The organism is Pseudomonas sp. Tn43 (assembly GCF_014192635.1).
Classification (GTDB): domain Bacteria; phylum Pseudomonadota; class Gammaproteobacteria; order Pseudomonadales; family Pseudomonadaceae; genus Aquipseudomonas.
In genome coordinates this window covers 693,905-709,847 of the sequence record NZ_JACHYG010000002.1, presented here as the reverse complement: position 1 = coordinate 709,847, position 15,943 = coordinate 693,905, and the positions used below count along the sequence as shown (strand labels likewise).

Below are 15,943 nucleotides of genomic sequence, written 5' to 3'. Positions count from 1 at the left end.
TGCCGAAATGATCAAGCGTATCGCGCAAACCGCAGGTTTCACCGGGCTGCTGGCCGCCCTGCTATTGACCCTGCTGCAAAGCTTCTGGGTGGCTCCGCTGATTTTGCAGGCCGAGACCTACGAAAAATCCGAGCCAGCCGCGGTTGAAATCCACGAGCATGCCGCGGGCGCTGTCACCGCTCACACCCACGATGCCGAAGCCTGGGAACCTGAAGATGGCTGGCAGCGCGTGCTGTCGACCACCGGCGGCAATCTGGTGGTAGCGGTCGGCTTCGCCCTGATGCTCGCGGGCCTTTACACGTTGCGCGCGCCACGCCGTACCTCTCAGGGCCTGCTCTGGGGCCTGGCGGGTTACGCGACGTTCGTGCTGGCGCCAACCCTCGGCCTGCCACCTGAACTGCCAGGCACTGCCGCGGCGGATCTGGCGCAACGGCAGATCTGGTGGATTGGCACCGCCGCATCCACCGCTGTCGGTATCGCACTGATCGCATTCAGCCGCCACTGGCTGATGAAGCTCCTCGGCGTGGCGATTCTTGGCGTGCCTCATGTGATTGGCGCGCCGCAACCGGAAGTCCATTCCATGCTGGCGCCGCAAGCCCTGGAAGCGCAGTTCAAAATCGCTTCGCAGCTGACCAACATGGCGTTCTGGCTGGCCCTGGGCCTGATCAGCGCCTGGTTGTTCCGCCGCAAAAGCGATGGCCAATACTCCGCATGACTGACGCCGGCGCAGCGCCGACCCTGGTGGTCGGCCTGGGCTGCCAGCGCGGCTGCCCCGTCAGCACGCTGCGGGCGCTGCTTGATCAAGCGTTACAGGCCCATCAAATCGAGCTTCGGGAGATCAAGGCCCTGGCCAGCATCGACCTCAAGCGCGAAGAGCCCGCCCTGATCGAACTGGCCGAACAACTGGCATTGCCGTTGATGTATTTCAGCAGCGAACAATTGGCCGGTTATGAACCGCAACTCAGCCACCACTCGGACATCGCGTTCGAACGCACCGGCTGTTACGGCGTCGCGGAAAGTGCCGCGCTGGCACTGGCCGAACAATTGGCCCAAGCACCGGCAAAGTTGCTGATTCCACGACAAAAATACGCCCAGGCCACCCTTGCATTGGCCAGCGCCGCGTAAAATCTCCGATAATCCCCGCCTTCGATCATGAGCAATCTTCATCTGAAGCGTGCCCATACCCTTTTTCTGACAGGAAACGACGATGACCGTCTACTTCATTGGCGCAGGCCCCGGCGACCCGGAACTGATCACCGTCAAAGGCCAACGGCTGATTCGTAGCTGCCCGGTCATCATCTATGCAGGCTCCCTGGTGCCCGCCGCCGTGCTGGAGGGCCATCACGCCGAACAAGTGGTCAACAGCGCCGAATTGCACCTGGAACAGATCATCGAGCTGATCAAGTCTGCCCATGCCAACGGGCAGGACGTGGCCCGAGTGCATTCCGGCGATCCGAGTCTGTATGGCGCGATTGGCGAGCAGATTCGCTATCTGCGTGAACTCGACATCCCTTTCGAAATCATTCCCGGCGTCACCGCCACCGCCGCCTGCGCGGCGCTTTTGGGCGCCGAGCTGACTTTGCCGGATGTGTCACAGAGCGTGATTCTGACCCGCTACGCCGACAAGACCGCGATGCCGGCCGGCGAAGAGCTGGGCAGCCTGGCGCAGCATGGCGCGACCATGGCGATTCATTTGGGGGTTAATCATCTGGAGAAAATCCTCGCCGAACTGCTGCCACACTACGGCGCCGATTGCCCGATCGCGGTGATTCATCGGGCGACCTGGCCAGATCAGGATTGGGCGGTGGGGACCCTGGCGGATATCGCCGGGAAGGTTCAAGCCAAGGGATTTCGCCGCACCGCGCTGATTCTGGTGGGTCGGGTGCTGGGCAGCGATCACTTCAGTGAATCGTCGTTGTATCGCGCGGGGCATGCGCACCTCTACAGACCCTGAGATGATCGTTCCCACGCTCTGCGTGGGTATGCAGCCCGGGACGCTCCGCGTCCCAAGAGCAGACGCAGAGCGTCCGTTGAGGCGTTCCCACGCAGAGCGTGGGAACGATCAAAAACAGGTATCGATCGCCCATAAAAAAACGGTGCTCACGGGCACCGTTTTTTTTATGTCGCAGCGAACACCTTAGTAGTAGGCGTTTTCTTTCTGCGTATGGTCGGTCACGTCACGAACGCCCTTGAGCTCGGGAATGCGCTCGAGCAAGGTGCGCTCGATGCCTTCCTTCAAGGTGACGTCTGCCTGGCCGCAACCCTGGCAACCGCCGCCGAACTTCAGCACGGCGATGCCGTCTTCGACCACATCGATCAGGCTGACCTGACCGCCGTGGCTGGCCAGTCCCGGGTTGATCTCGGTTTGCAGGTAATAGTTGATGCGCTCATTGATCGGGCTGTCGGCGTTGACCATCGGTACTTTGGCGTTTGGCGCCTTGATGGTCAGCTGGCCGCCCATGCGGTCGGTGGCGTAGTCGACTACCGCATCGTCCAGAAAGGCTTCGCTGAACGAGTCGATGTAAGCGGTGAAGCTTTTAAGCCCCAGCGCCGTGTCTTCAGGTTTTTCTTCGCCCGGCTTGCAATAGGCAATGCAGGTTTCGGCGTATTGGGTGCCAGGCTGGGTGATAAAGACGCGGATGCCGATACCCGGGGTGTTCTGCTTGGAGAGCAGATCAGCCAGGTAATCGTGGGCGGCGTCGGTAATGGTAATAGCGGTCATGGAAACTCCTCGCAGGCTTGCACGCAGTTTACGCCAATCATCGCGCCGCACAAAGTCCTAGTATTTTTGTCGGGAAAGTGTGCCTGTCGATGAACATCTGATCACCGTCGCCCCCTGTAGGAGCGAAGCTTGCTCGCGAAAGCGGCCCAACAGTCGACATCTATGCTGAATGTCAGACCGCTTTCGCGAGCAAGCTTCGCTCCTGCAGGGGTTCAGCCAGGGTTCGGGGGGCGCGTTTTCAGGCCTTCAATCAAAGATTCTCGTAGCGATTCATGTCCAGCACGCCCTCTTCCACCGGGTCGGTGTCGCGGATATAGCGACTCAGGTCATGAAAATATTGCCAGAATTGCGGATGACTGCGGCGGATGCCCCAGCGTTCGACGATTTTCTCGAAACCGGCAGCATCCTTCGCGGCTTCCATTGCGTCAACGAAAGCGGGCACTTGCCCGGCGGGAATGTTGAACATGAAATTCGGGTAGCTGCTGAGCACCCCCGGATAAATCGTCAACGTATCGAGCCCCGGCTGATAGCGCCGTGACTCCCCCAGCAGGAACGCCACATTGCTGTGGGCCCGGTTGCGCAGCAGGCTGTAGATCTCGCGCTTGCCGCTTTGGCTCTCGATACGCAGCATCGTGGCTTCCGGCAACTGATCGATGACTTTCATCCCCGCCGCCGGGCGCGAAGTCAGGCGGCTCAGGGCCTGCTCGGCGTTCTGCAATGCCGGGTCGATGTTCGGTCGCGAGCAGTAGGCATTGTCACAACGGTTGATCGGGTCGGGATTGGCATTGAGCTCGCCGTACCGGGCCAGCAATTGCAGGGCGAAATCGCGTTTCGGGTCTTTCTCGTCCAGCGTCAGCGCCGTGGGTTTGTCGTTGTCGATGTACTCGTAATCCAGCCACATCTTGAGCTGGCCGCCGTTCTGATACCAATCGTCGAGGTAACCGTCCCGTGAGTCGGCCGGCATCAAGCGCAAGAAGTTCTGCTCGGCACCATTACGAATCAGATCGAAGTACAGCCGGGTCTGGGCCTGATGGGACAGGTTGCCAAACACATCGAAGTTGACCGCCAACTGGTAATACGTGCGCTCCAGCAAGGGGAAATCGAACAGCCACATCGTCTGCGGCACCTCACCGATCAGCCCCTTGTTCACCGAGGCGCTGTCGAAATGCCGGAAGATGCTCAGCAACGCATTGTCGTTACCGGCCCACAGGCTCGACCAGCTCGGAGCTGGCAAGTCGGCATAGCTGTCCCGGCGCAGGGCCTCGTATTCGTTGCGTTTGTCGCGGTAGTCGTGCCACAGGCTCAGGACACTGCCGACGTCATCGTTCTGCCCCGGCATCGCCAGCAGCGGCGTGGCCTGACCGCGATAATTCGGGTCGGTGATGTAAAGGTCATGCTCCGGGGCCTGGAACAACGCCCAGAAGTTATCGCGAATCACGTCGGTGGCGATCTGACCACGGCAGACCGGGCCACGGATAAAGGTGCGCACGAAGTATTCGGCGTTATCGAGCATGAACTGATAACGCGCCTGCGCCGGAATCGCCTCGAACGTGGCGAACGGATTGGCCCGGCGTTCCGGCCCATAACCTGGCAACGCGTTGACCTGCCAGTCGGCGCTGTAGAACAGGCTTTTGATCCGCGCCATCTTCGCCGCGCTGAGCGGATAGGTGATGTGGGTCTTGTGCACGATCACGCCTTGCACCGGCCATAAACGGTAGTAGACCTGAGTGCCCGGATCGTCATTCGGGCGACGGGTGTTGATCAAGTCAATGGGCTGGCCCGTCGGCGTGCGCGAACGTACCCATTGAAAGAAATGCCCCGGCTCACCGTCCTTGAAATAGAGGTGCGCCAAAAACCAGTGCTCGAACAACCAGCGTCCCACCAGGCTTTCCCGGGCGCCCGGTGCGTTGAGCAGGTTTTCCCACTGCACCACCTGCAAGGCTTCCCTGGCGCTGGGCACCAGTCCCTGCTCATCGATCGGCGCGCCGGAGGCCAGCCAGCGTTGCAACGTCTGGTATTGCTGATCGGTCAGGCCGGTGACCGCCAGCGGCATGCCTTCTTTGGGGTGAGAGACGGCATAGCCGTCGAACTCCGTCGGCATGGCGCACTGGGTTTCCCGATTCAGCCCCAGAACGATCTCTTCCGGTAGTTTGGCATTGGGCTGCAATGGGGTGCTGTGGCCCAGTTCGAGCATCCGCGCCATCAGCGCCGCCTGGCTGCCTTGGGCGTCGAGCACCGAATAAAAGCCTTTCTGCTGCCAGGCGCGTTTGCCAAAGGCGTCATAAAACAGCCGGGTCGGCGCTGCGGCCTGTCTGCGTTCGCCATCATAGACGGGCGCCTTGGTTGCCCCCCGGGCCGCCCCTTCACCACTGCCCAGGTTGAGCTGACAGGCGGAGTCGTAGCAGGCATGGCAGGCCACGCACTTTTCAGTGAAGATCGGTTGAACGTCCCGGACGTAGGAAATGTCCGGACCTTGCGCAGCGGCGCCCCCGCTTAAAAACAGCATCAATAGGCTGGTGACGACGCGATACGACATATCCCTGGTCCTGATCATGAGAAAACGCCGCGATTCTACCGGTCTGGCCTGCGCACCAACATGAACGATATTCATGCAAAACCCGCACATGCTCCAAAAGCGCACAGGTTTGTTATCATTCCGGCCCTTCGTCATGGCCTTACCGAGTAGTCCAAATGTCCGATCGCAGCGTTCGCCTTCAAGCTCTCAAGCACGCCCTCAAAGAGCGCATCCTGATTCTCGATGGCGGCATGGGTACGATGATCCAGAGCTACAAGCTCGAGGAGCAGGATTACCGTGGCAAACGCTTCGCCGACTGGCCGAGCGATGTCAAAGGCAACAACGACTTGTTGGTGCTGACACGTCCTGACGTGATTGGCGGCATCGAGAAGGCCTATCTGGACGCTGGCGCCGACATCCTGGAAACCAACACTTTCAACGCCACCCGGATTTCCATGGCCGATTACGGCATGGAAGAACTCGCCTACGAATTGAACGTAGAAGGCGCTCGCCTGGCCCGCAAGATTGCCGATGCGAAAACTCTCGAGAACCCGGACAAGCCTCGCTTCGTTGCAGGCGTGCTCGGCCCGACCAGCCGCACCTGCTCGCTGTCGCCCGACGTCAACAACCCCGGCTACCGCAACGTGACCTTCGATGAGCTGGTGGAAAACTACACCGAGGCCACCAAAGGCCTGATCGAAGGCGGCGCCGACCTGATCCTGATCGAAACCATCTTCGATACCCTCAACGCCAAAGCGGCGATTTTCGCCGTGCAAGGCGTGTTCGAAGAACTGGGCGTCGAGTTGCCGATCATGATCTCCGGCACCATCACCGATGCCTCCGGCCGCACCCTCTCCGGCCAGACGACCGAAGCGTTCTGGAACTCGGTGGCTCACGCCAAGCCGATCTCCGTTGGCCTGAACTGCGCCCTGGGCGCCAGTGAACTGCGCCCGTACCTAGAAGAACTGTCGAACAAGGCCAACACCCACGTTTCCGCACACCCGAACGCCGGCCTGCCCAACGAATTCGGCGAGTACGACGAACTGCCGGCGCAAACCGCCAAGGTCATCGAAGAGTTCGCCCAAAGCGGCTTTCTGAACATCGTCGGCGGTTGCTGCGGCACCACGCCGGGCCACATCGAAGCCATCGCCAACGCGGTGGCCGGTTATGCGCCGCGTGAGATTCCGGACATTCCCAAGGCTTGCCGCCTGTCGGGCCTGGAGCCGTTCACCATTGATCGCAGCTCGCTGTTCGTCAACGTCGGCGAGCGGACCAACATCACCGGTTCCGCCAAATTCGCCCGTCTGATCCGTGAAGACAACTACACCGAAGCCCTGGAAGTCGCCCTGCAGCAGGTCGAAGCCGGTGCCCAGGTAATCGACATCAACATGGATGAAGGGATGCTGGACTCGAAGAAGGCCATGGTGACCTTCCTCAACCTGATCGCCGGTGAACCGGACATCTCCCGCGTGCCGATCATGATCGACTCCTCCAAGTGGGAAGTGATCGAAGCCGGCCTCAAGTGCATCCAGGGCAAGGGCATCGTCAACTCGATCAGCATGAAGGAAGGCGTCGAGCAGTTCATTCATCACGCCAGACTGTGCAAGCGCTATGGCGCCGCCGTGGTGGTGATGGCCTTCGACGAAGCCGGTCAGGCCGACACCGAAGCGCGCAAGAAAGAAATCTGCAAACGCTCCTACGACATTCTGGTCAACGAAGTCGGCTTCCCGCCGGAAGACATCATCTTCGACCCGAACATCTTCGCCGTGGCCACTGGCATCGAAGAACACAACAACTACGCGGTGGACTTCATCAATGCCTGCGCCTATATCCGTGACGAACTGCCGTATGCGCTGACCTCCGGCGGCGTGTCGAACGTGTCGTTCTCGTTCCGTGGCAACAACCCGGTGCGTGAGGCAATTCACTCGGTGTTCTTGCTGTATGCGATCCGTAACGGCCTGACCATGGGTATCGTCAACGCCGGCCAACTGGAGATCTACGACCAGATCCCTGCCGAACTGCGCGATGCCGTCGAAGATGTGATCCTCAACCGCACCCCGGAAGGCACCGACGCCCTCCTCGCCATCGCCGACAAGTACAAGGGCGACGGCAGCGTCAAGGAAGCCGAGACCGAAGAGTGGCGCAACTGGGACGTCAACAAGCGTCTGGAGCATGCGCTGGTCAAGGGCATCACCACCCACATCGTCGAAGACACCGAAGAGTCGCGTCAGTCCTTTGCGCGCCCGATCGAAGTGATCGAAGGCCCGCTGATGTCCGGCATGAACATCGTCGGCGACCTGTTCGGCGCCGGTAAAATGTTCCTGCCACAAGTGGTGAAATCCGCCCGGGTGATGAAGCAGGCCGTGGCCCACTTGATCCCGTTCATCGAACTGGAAAAAGGCGACAAACCGGAAGCCAAGGGCAAGATCCTCATGGCTACGGTCAAAGGCGACGTACACGACATCGGCAAGAACATCGTCGGCGTGGTGCTGGGCTGTAACGGCTATGACATCGTCGACCTTGGCGTGATGGTGCCGGCGGAGAAGATCCTGCAAGTCGCCAAAGAACAGAAATGCGACATCATCGGTCTGTCCGGCTTGATTACGCCTTCGCTGGACGAAATGGTTCACGTGGCCCGCGAGATGCAGCGTCAGGACTTCCATCTGCCCTTGATGATCGGTGGCGCGACGACTTCCAAGGCGCACACGGCGGTGAAGATCGAGCCCAAGTACAGCAACGACGCGGTGATCTACGTCACCGACGCATCCCGCGCCGTGGGCGTGGCGACGCAATTGCTGTCCAAAGAGCTGAAGGCCGGTTTCGTCGAGAAGACCCGCCTGGAATACATCGACGTTCGTGAGCGCACCGCCAATCGCAGCGCCCGTACCGAACGCCTGAGTTACCCGGCAGCGATCGCCAAGAAGCCACAATTCGACTGGGGCAGCTACACACCGGTCAAACCGACGTTCACCGGTGCCAAGGTGCTGGACAACATCGACCTTAACGTTCTGGCCGAATACATCGACTGGACGCCGTTCTTCATCTCTTGGGACCTGGCCGGGAAGTTTCCGCGCATCCTCAACGACGAAGTGGTCGGTGAAGCCGCCACCGCGCTGTATGCCGATGCCCGGGAAATGCTCGCCAAGCTGATCGACGAGAAACTCATCAGCGCCCGTGCGGTGTTCGGCTTCTGGCCGGCCAATCAGGTGCGTGACGATGACATCGAGGTCTACGGCGATGACGGCAAGCCGTTGGCCAAGCTGCATCACTTGCGCCAGCAGATCATCAAGACTGACGGCAAACCGAACTTCTCCCTGGCCGACTTCGTGGCGCCCAAAGACAGCGGCGTGACCGACTACGTGGGAGGCTTCATCACCACCGCCGGGATCGGCGCCGAAGAAGTGGCCAAGGCCTATCAGGATGCGGGCGACGACTACAACTCGATCATGGTCAAGGCGTTGGCCGACCGCCTGGCCGAGGCCTGTGCCGAGTGGCTGCACCAACAGGTGCGTAAAGACTACTGGGGCTACGCCAAGGACGAGTCGCTGGACAACGAGGCGCTGATCAAAGAGCAATACACCGGCATCCGCCCTGCTCCGGGCTACCCGGCTTGCCCGGATCACACCGAGAAAGCCACGCTGTTCAAACTGCTGGACCCGGAGGCGGAAGAACTCAAGGCCGGACGCAGCGGCGTGTTTCTCACTGAGCACTACGCCATGTTCCCGGCGGCAGCGGTCAGCGGCTGGTACTTCGCTCACCCACAGGCGCAGTATTTTGCCGTGGGCAAGATCGACAAGGATCAGGTGCAGAGCTACACCTCGCGCAAAGGCCAGGAGTTGAGCGTGACCGAGCGTTGGCTGGCGCCTAACCTCGGCTATGACAACTAAGCGACGGTAAGCATGATCAGGCCCCCACGTCGGATAAACCGGCGTCGGAGGCCTGATCAGCCGTCATGTTTTAAAGGTTTGATACCCCGGTCAGACTCTTCGATATACCCGATTGCCCTGCACTGCTGGCAGCCGCTTCAATCTCCCTGACTTCTTTTCGGGACAGTTCGATCATTTTCCCGTTGCGCGCAGCCGCAAGATCAAAAAGCTTGTCGATGAACGCGGGATCGTCAGCCGCATCATCAACTTCCTGCGCAGTATCCGCCTCATCGAATGCTCTGAACGCTTCGGGATATTTCTCCTTGAGGTAGTCCACCCAGTAGTCACGCTGGATCAGGTCTTCAAAAAAACCATCGCCCTGCTCTGCATTCATCACCTCGGTACGAGCCTGAGCCAATTGCCCGGGCGTCACTCCCGAGGCATACGTCATATGTTTCGGTTGCCCCGGCAGGTCCAGGCCGTCGCTCCAGCCCCGAGTCAGGCCAATTCGATAACCCAGGCGCACTTCTGCCTCATCGTGACCCGTACGGGCGGCAGCTTTCGTCGCCAGATCGTCGACCTTGTCCAGCCGGAACAGCCGCCTGGATAACTTCAACAACGCTTCGCCCTTTGCCCCCGCAGGCCCGCCAGGAATATCGAGCAAGGCATTGTGTATGAACACTTTGCTTTCCAGCCCACTGAAAGTAAGGATTCGACCGTCGACACAGGTGCCATGCGTGTTCGAACTGGCGAACACTGTCTCCCTGAGTTCGGTATTGCTGGCGGCGGCTTCCATAACAGTCCATACCCGTCGTGTCAGGTCGGCATTGGCCACACTGAACTCGCGCGTGTCCTGCAACCGCGACAACAAATGAAAGAATGCACCGTTGTCCGGCTCTGCCGTCAATTGATTCCAGATCTGATTTTTGGTGGCCAGTTCATCGGGAGGCACATTGGCCAGCCATGGCGCTTGTTGTGCGGTGTCAGGCGTCACATCAGGGAGAATTTCATCAGACTCGACGCTTTCACTTGCACTGTCACTCCAACCATCGCCGGTAGCATCGGCAATCCAGTCATCAAGCTCAGAGCGCGAAAGCCCCAGAATGATGCCGCGATCACCGGTGTCGCGGTACACCCTGAGTCGCTCAAGACTCTCAAGCGACAAATTGTAGTTGTCCCTCAGGTCTGTGCCGGACATCAATGCATCATGGCTGCCATCCAGGGCCTGCGAAGGAATCGAGGTGATGTCGTTACCACTCAGGTTCAGGGTTTCCAGAGCGCTGGAATCGAGCACACCTTGCGGCCACTCGGTCAGATTGTTGTTGCGCAAATCGAGCGTCACAAGTCGTTCAAAAACGCCGACATCAAAGCTTTCCAGTTTGTTGTAGCTCAGATCCAGCCATTTCAAATGCTCAAGATGGCTCAACGATGCATACAAGTGCCCCGGGTCATCCAACCGGTTTTCGGACAACTCCAGTCGCTCAAGCTGAACCATGTGCTGAATCGGCTCGGGCACTGCCTGCAGCTCGTTGCCATTGAGCTTGAGCGTCTTGACGTGGGTAAACGCCTTCAGAAACCCGTCACTGCCCTGGGCGGAAAGCCGAACGCCAGTCAGGTTCAAGGAGCTCACATGGGCGAATACGGCCGGCAGTTCGGGAAGATCCCCCAGTTGCAGGCCATTGAGGTTCAACTCATGGCTCGCTTCACCGTCCTCGACGATCAGGCCTTCGCGCCAGCTCTGCAGGATTCGCAAAGCCGCCAGCCTGCGAGTATCGGATGACACTCTCCAGTCAGCACCACGGGATTCACGGGTATATAGCCAACCATTCAATTCACGCGTCAGCGTTTCAAAAGTCTGATCCCATGCCGCCATCCGTTCGCTGATCTGAATATCCGTTGCCCCGCGCCTGCGCAGCAATTCAATCGCTTGCCAGGCTTGATCATCGGCCAGCGCCGGATTCAGCCGTTGCAAGCGTTTGGCAAACTGCGCAGCGCCTTCACCTACCGGGGCTGGTGGCAGCGCCAGCAAATGGCGAGCAAGCGAAAAGCCGCTTTCTGCCGGCGGGAAGGTTGTCGGCACCGCCTCCTGGGCGAACCTGCCCAGTGCACCGGCGGGCAGGCCTTTGGCAATTTCCAATCGCTGCCAGGCCGCTTCAAGCGCGGCTTGAGCTTGCGGGGTCAACGGGGTTCCGGTCAGATGGGTTTTGATCAGCATTTCATCTTCAAGCACCGCTTCCGGCAACGAAGATATTTGGCTGTCACGCAAATCCAGCCAGGTCAGTTCCGGCAGACTGTGTGCCCCGGTGGGCCACTCATGCAGATCCGTCGCCCCCAGATTCAACGCCTTGAGGCGACTCATGGCACTAACATCCAGAACGTTCAGCGGGTTATGGCTCAAGTCCAGGTATTCGAGGGACTGCAACTGATCAATACATTGCTGAACGGCAGGCTCGACCACAATTCGGTTACCGGAAAGATTCAGACGTTTCAACTTCGCAAGATCACCAGGTGCAATGGGAATTTCGGTTAAACCGCTGGCACTCAGATCGAGGGTCTGAAGCTCGGTAAACCCGCGAACAAAGTCGCGCACTTGCTCGGTAGTCGCTTGCACGCCTTTCATGTACAACGTCTGAACGTGTGAGAACGCTCCGCCGGGCAGCTCGGGGAGCTCTTGCGCCTGCAAATTCGAGAGATCAAGCACCGAGGCATCGGCCGTCGAACCGTAGCGTTCGAATACGCCGTTACGCCAACAGGCTCTAATGGAAACCGACGCCATTGATCGCTTGATCACCTCGGCAACGTCCAGTTGCCTCTGCATCGCACGCCCGGTCCATCCATTGAGTTGCCGATCAAGCACGCCATATTCCTCGCTCAGGGCGTCCACGGCCTCGAACCTCGACTGGGCTCCGTGCCATTGTTCGACAAACCTGTTGAACATGGCGCTGGAAGACTCGCGCCCGCCTTCGCCTAGACGGCTGAGCTCACCCTTGCAGTAATCGCTGACCATTTCCTCCAGATCGATAAGGTGCTCAGGGTGTTGTTTCACATATTCATAGGCCGGTTTGAAGTTGTCCCGGGGAAAGTTCGACCAGTCCAGCGACAACCCGGACCACAGTCGTTCATGTGCCTCGAACATGGCGTCAGGCAATGTCCTGATGCCCGTGCCTTTGAGGTTAAGGCGTTCAAGGTGAGGTAATTCAAGAACACCGGCGGGCCATTGGTACAACGAAGGCGCAATGACCTCCAGTTTGTGTAGATTGCGTAAACGGCTGACGTCCAGAACCATGGGTGTGTAACCCGAAGAATAAATACTGAGCTCCTCAAGCGTGGTCAACGTGCTCAGCCTTGAGGGCATATCGGCTGCATAGGGCGCGGCTGAATACAGGCTCAGGCCAGTGAGCTCCTGCATCCCGCTCAATGCCTGGGGAACATTACTGAACTCATTTCCTGTCGCATTGATCCTGAGGTTTTTCAGCTTGGGGAAACGTCCCAGCAGTGCATCGATATTGGCATCCGTGACACACCGTCCTCGCACATGCAAATCCCGCACGTGAGAAAAGTCCGCCGACAGTGATGGAAGCGGATCATCACAAATCAAATCAAGCGAACTGAAGTGCACGCTGCCCTCGGCCAATGGCGAGTAACGCCAGCATTCCTTGATATTTCGCGCAACGCTCGCCCTGCCCCCCAACATTGACCGTAGCAAAGCGTCGCCGGTCGATTCTCCAACCCATTGATCGAGGGTTGACACAAGCGCCTCCCATTCATGCCGACGCGCCTGCAACAGGTCATAAATCTGTGCGTCGGTTTTTCCTGCCCGCAACTGCCGAAGGATAAATCCGTTGGCTTGCCGATCGGTGAGCACCGGATAGACATCACGCACGCGAGTCACCAGCAGAGGATTGACACCCGGTCCGCGCCCACTGGCGTAGTAACCCACCAGGCGGTCATTGACGCGTATGGGTGGTTTGAACACTTTGTTCCTGCCGTTTCGTTTCTCCAGCCGTTGCGCCAGTTCAACGCGATGCCTGGTTGCCGAGTCGATAACCGCGCTCTGCAGATCGGCACTTTGGCTGACACGCGGAACGCCCAATGCCTGGCGCGACTCATCAGGCAACGCGTGCATGATTGAGGCGAAAAAGTTGTCGCCGCTCGAGGGCATGTCATTGAGTGCAGCTCCCCGCTCATCAAACGCCTGATAGACCGGCCCGTTCTTGACGACATAGGCGCGGCTTGCGGCGGACTCGCTGCCAATGCCATCGATCAGGGGCCCGTTGACGTGGCCCTCGCGTATCTCCAGGCGTACCTGGTCGGACCAGCCCGGCAGTTTTTCCAGCGTATGCAGCGCGAGCCATTGGCTGTCAGCCGATGCCATGCGCGGCAGATGCAAACCGGCAAAAGCCTGACTCACTCGCCCCTGTTGCGCATACCAACGAGCCTCCTCGAGCATTTTCAACGGAATTCGCCGCGTTGTTTCCAGGCGTGCCAGCTCTTCGGCATTGGCATCCAGCAGGACCCTCTGCGCTGCGGACTCACTAAGCCCGGGGCAAGCTCGTTGCAACATCCCGGTAAATAGTTCGCCGCTGATCTGCTCACTGATTTGCGCCGCCCCATGATCAGCCGTGAACAATCGCAAAGCGTCAGCCAGTTCAGGCGGTGGCGGCAAATGATCCAGGTGCATTTTGCGCAAGGCGTTGTCATTGACGCCCACGGCGTCGGCGATCTTGAGCAGTTGCTCATCGCTCAGCGCCTCAGTCACATGGCCCATGCGCCGCAGCAGCGTCAGGCGATCCCATTCGAGCGGACGTTCCAGGGTATGGCGCCAGGCACCGTGGCCGTTGTGCTCGAGTATTGGCTGATAGGCATCGGCGTCGGCCGGGTGCTGGACGCGCCATTTTTTCAGCGGCTCATCGTAGGTCGTTTCATAGACCTTGCCCGCCTGGCGGATATAGGTCTTGCCGTTTACCCGGTGTTGCCCCAGCACATCAGGGGTGAAGTGGCTGCCTGGCGCAATGTCGCTTTCATAGCCGCTCAGATCCGGCTTCCATAAGCGGGCCTGGCCATCGGCTCGCTTGATCGGCTCCAGGCGCTCGATCACCGGTTCGGGCTCCACCGTCATCAGCTTGCCTAGCCCTTTGCCCACGCCGGCCATCACGCCAATCATCGCCAGGTTTTGCGCCACATCGATCAGGTGCGCTTTGGCGGCTTCCCGGTCGCCCTCACTCCATTCGATCGCGCCCTCAAAAGTTTCGTACAACAATTGACCCGCCATCACCGTCATCATGACCTCGCCCAACACCGGTACGAACATCGACACCATGTTCAATGCCAGCATGCCGACTTCCAGGAGATGACTGATCTTTTGCGCGCGCACTTTGGCATCGACATCGGCAGTGGGAACTGCATGGCTGCGTGCATCGGCAATGACCTTTTCACAGCTTTGCTCATAGAGATAGGTCCACAGATGAGTATTGTCAGACCACAGGCCACCGCCTTTTTGAAGGATGCCGAACGGGTTGAGGTAAGGATCCTCGACCGGCTCCCGCTTGCCCTGTCGCTCGGGAGGCAACTCTTTGATACGGGCGATGGAAGAAAACGGCGGAAAGAACTGCACAACTTTCAGCCAGACCGAATGAAAGGGATCCGCTGGAGCGTCCGCGGCTTTTCGAGTGAATTGGCTGAAGTAGTAAGGATGGTCGGCATAGGCCACGAACTGGCTGAAGAATCGCTGGTAGGCCGTCGGGCCATCACCACCGGACGGCGTTGCGTTCCCGGCCGTGAACTGGCGCTTGAACACTTCATGCAACTGCGAAGTGGAATAGCGCTTGAGCGGGTGCTGCGGATCATGGGGAATGTAAACAATGAATTCATCGGTGTAGCGATACTTCTCACTGATAACGAACACCACGCAACCTGTCATCCGGCGCTTCATCAAACTCAGGTCACGAAACCAGACTTGTTTGTTGCCCTGCCAGGGATGAATGTTTCCATCAATGACGGAAAGATCATTTCGTAGTCTTTGCGCTCGATATCCTTTTTCAGCAGGGCCAGCTCGGCAGCCGCCCTTAGCGCGTCTTTCTGACTGGTCATGAATAGCTGGCGCAGTGTCGTTTCCGCCGCCTGGAAAAATGCCTTCACGTACGTCTGATACTTCGCCCCGATGTCCAGATTGCGACAGAGCATCAGGAACTGCCTCACCGTCACACCAACGGTGACAGGCTGAAAAATGCCGGGTGTCGAAGTTTCTATCAGAAAGCCGGATTTTTTATGAAAAGCATCGTCCTCACATTCGGACGCTTCGAAGTTATGCAACGCTGCCTGCAGCAGCGAAAGTTTCAAGACCTCGAAGTCTGCTACTTCAATTTCAAGATCGCTGATTTCCAGGGGGCGCCGCAGACACAACAGGGTTTTGCTGACGTCTACATCTACGCTGAATTGATCTTTCAGTGCGTTGCGCAACAACGGCTCAGCAAATGTATCGATGTCCTGAAGCGAGGACATCGCCTTGTCCAAGTGGGTCTGTGAGGTAAAACTGGCGTTGAAACATTCTTTCAGTGCCTGTTGTTGCGTAGAAGAGGCGCGCTGATACCAGTCCGGCGAGAACGTGCCGGCCTGTTTCATCGCATGACGTCTTGCTGGCGTGGCATTAATCAGCCATTCAGGCGCCATCTGCTCAAGAAGTTCGCTATGAATACTGGTTCTCTGTGGCTTTAACGGTACAAGCGCAGTGTTCGCCGTTATGGACGAAGAGGGAGGCGTGGCGGACATGTGTATCTCCTGACAAATGAAGCGACAGGACACCATTTCAGGACAGGGCATTTGCGGTAGATAGTTATTGCG

8 protein-coding genes are annotated in these 15,943 nt (G+C 58.8%); 4 read left to right on the top strand and 4 right to left on the bottom strand.

Annotated elements, in window-relative coordinates:
* Positions 1-7: 7 nt before the first annotated feature.
* The 3 genes from FHW68_RS07520 (at position 8) to cobM (ending at position 1,954) form a co-directional block, all read left to right on the top strand.
* A complete protein-coding gene (locus tag FHW68_RS07520) occupies positions 8-715 on the top strand; it encodes a CbtA family protein (protein WP_183679641.1) in 708 nt (235 codons plus the stop codon).
* A complete protein-coding gene (locus FHW68_RS07515; RefSeq protein ID WP_095631933.1) occupies positions 712-1,125 on the top strand; it encodes a cobalamin biosynthesis protein in 414 nt (137 codons plus the stop codon). The genes FHW68_RS07520 and FHW68_RS07515 overlap by 4 nt, the downstream gene beginning before the upstream one ends.
* Positions 1,126-1,207: 82 nt before the next feature.
* Positions 1,208-1,954, top strand: a complete 747-nt coding sequence (cobM, locus tag FHW68_RS07510) for a precorrin-4 C(11)-methyltransferase (RefSeq protein ID WP_095631932.1) — start codon at positions 1,208-1,210, stop codon at positions 1,952-1,954.
* Positions 1,955-2,137: 183 nt separating this feature from the next.
* Here the strand turns inward: cobM and nfuA are convergent, their stop codons facing one another.
* Positions 2,138-2,722, bottom strand: coding sequence for a Fe-S biogenesis protein NfuA (nfuA, locus tag FHW68_RS07505; RefSeq protein WP_095631931.1), 585 nt, complete (start codon positions 2,720-2,722; stop codon positions 2,138-2,140).
* Positions 2,723-2,972: 250 nt separating this feature from the next.
* A complete protein-coding gene (locus FHW68_RS07500; protein WP_183679639.1) occupies positions 2,973-5,258 on the bottom strand; it encodes a fatty acid cis/trans isomerase in 2,286 nt (761 codons plus the stop codon).
* 155 nt (positions 5,259-5,413) lie between these two features.
* On the opposite strand from FHW68_RS07500, the gene metH reads away from it, so the two are divergent.
* On the top strand, positions 5,414-9,124 hold the full coding sequence (gene metH, locus FHW68_RS07495; protein ID WP_183679637.1) for a methionine synthase: 3,711 nt from the start codon (positions 5,414-5,416) through the stop codon (positions 9,122-9,124).
* A gap of 70 nt (positions 9,125-9,194) precedes the next feature.
* Here metH and FHW68_RS07490 read toward each other — a convergent pair whose 3' ends face one another.
* Positions 9,195-15,035 carry an NEL-type E3 ubiquitin ligase domain-containing protein gene (locus FHW68_RS07490; protein WP_260296368.1) on the bottom strand — a complete coding sequence of 1,947 codons (5,841 nt, stop codon included), beginning with the start codon at positions 15,033-15,035 and terminating at the stop codon, positions 9,195-9,197.
* A 5-nt stretch (positions 15,036-15,040) separates the two neighbouring features.
* Positions 15,041-15,871, bottom strand: a complete 831-nt coding sequence (locus FHW68_RS27490; protein WP_260296367.1) for a dermonecrotic toxin domain-containing protein — start codon at positions 15,869-15,871, stop codon at positions 15,041-15,043.
* Positions 15,872-15,943: the final 72 nt, after the last annotated feature.

Bases quoted from the DNA above. Each gene is read 5' to 3' on its own strand.
- FHW68_RS07520 (WP_183679641.1), top strand. From the start codon at position 8: ATGATCAAGCGTATCGCGCAAACCGCAGGTTTCACCGGGCTGCTGGCC.
- FHW68_RS07515 (WP_095631933.1), top strand. From the start codon at position 712: ATGACTGACGCCGGCGCAGCGCCGACCCTGGTGGTCGGCCTGGGCTGC.
- cobM (WP_095631932.1), top strand. From the start codon at position 1,208: ATGACCGTCTACTTCATTGGCGCAGGCCCCGGCGACCCGGAACTGATC.
- nfuA (WP_095631931.1), bottom strand. From the start codon at position 2,722: ATGACCGCTATTACCATTACCGACGCCGCCCACGATTACCTGGCTGAT.
- FHW68_RS07500 (WP_183679639.1), bottom strand. From the start codon at position 5,258: ATGTCGTATCGCGTCGTCACCAGCCTATTGATGCTGTTTTTAAGCGGG.
- metH (WP_183679637.1), top strand. From the start codon at position 5,414: ATGTCCGATCGCAGCGTTCGCCTTCAAGCTCTCAAGCACGCCCTCAAA.
- FHW68_RS07490 (WP_260296368.1), bottom strand. From the start codon at position 15,035: ATGAAGCGCCGGATGACAGGTTGCGTGGTGTTCGTTATCAGTGAGAAG.
- FHW68_RS27490 (WP_260296367.1), bottom strand. From the start codon at position 15,871: ATGTCCGCCACGCCTCCCTCTTCGTCCATAACGGCGAACACTGCGCTT.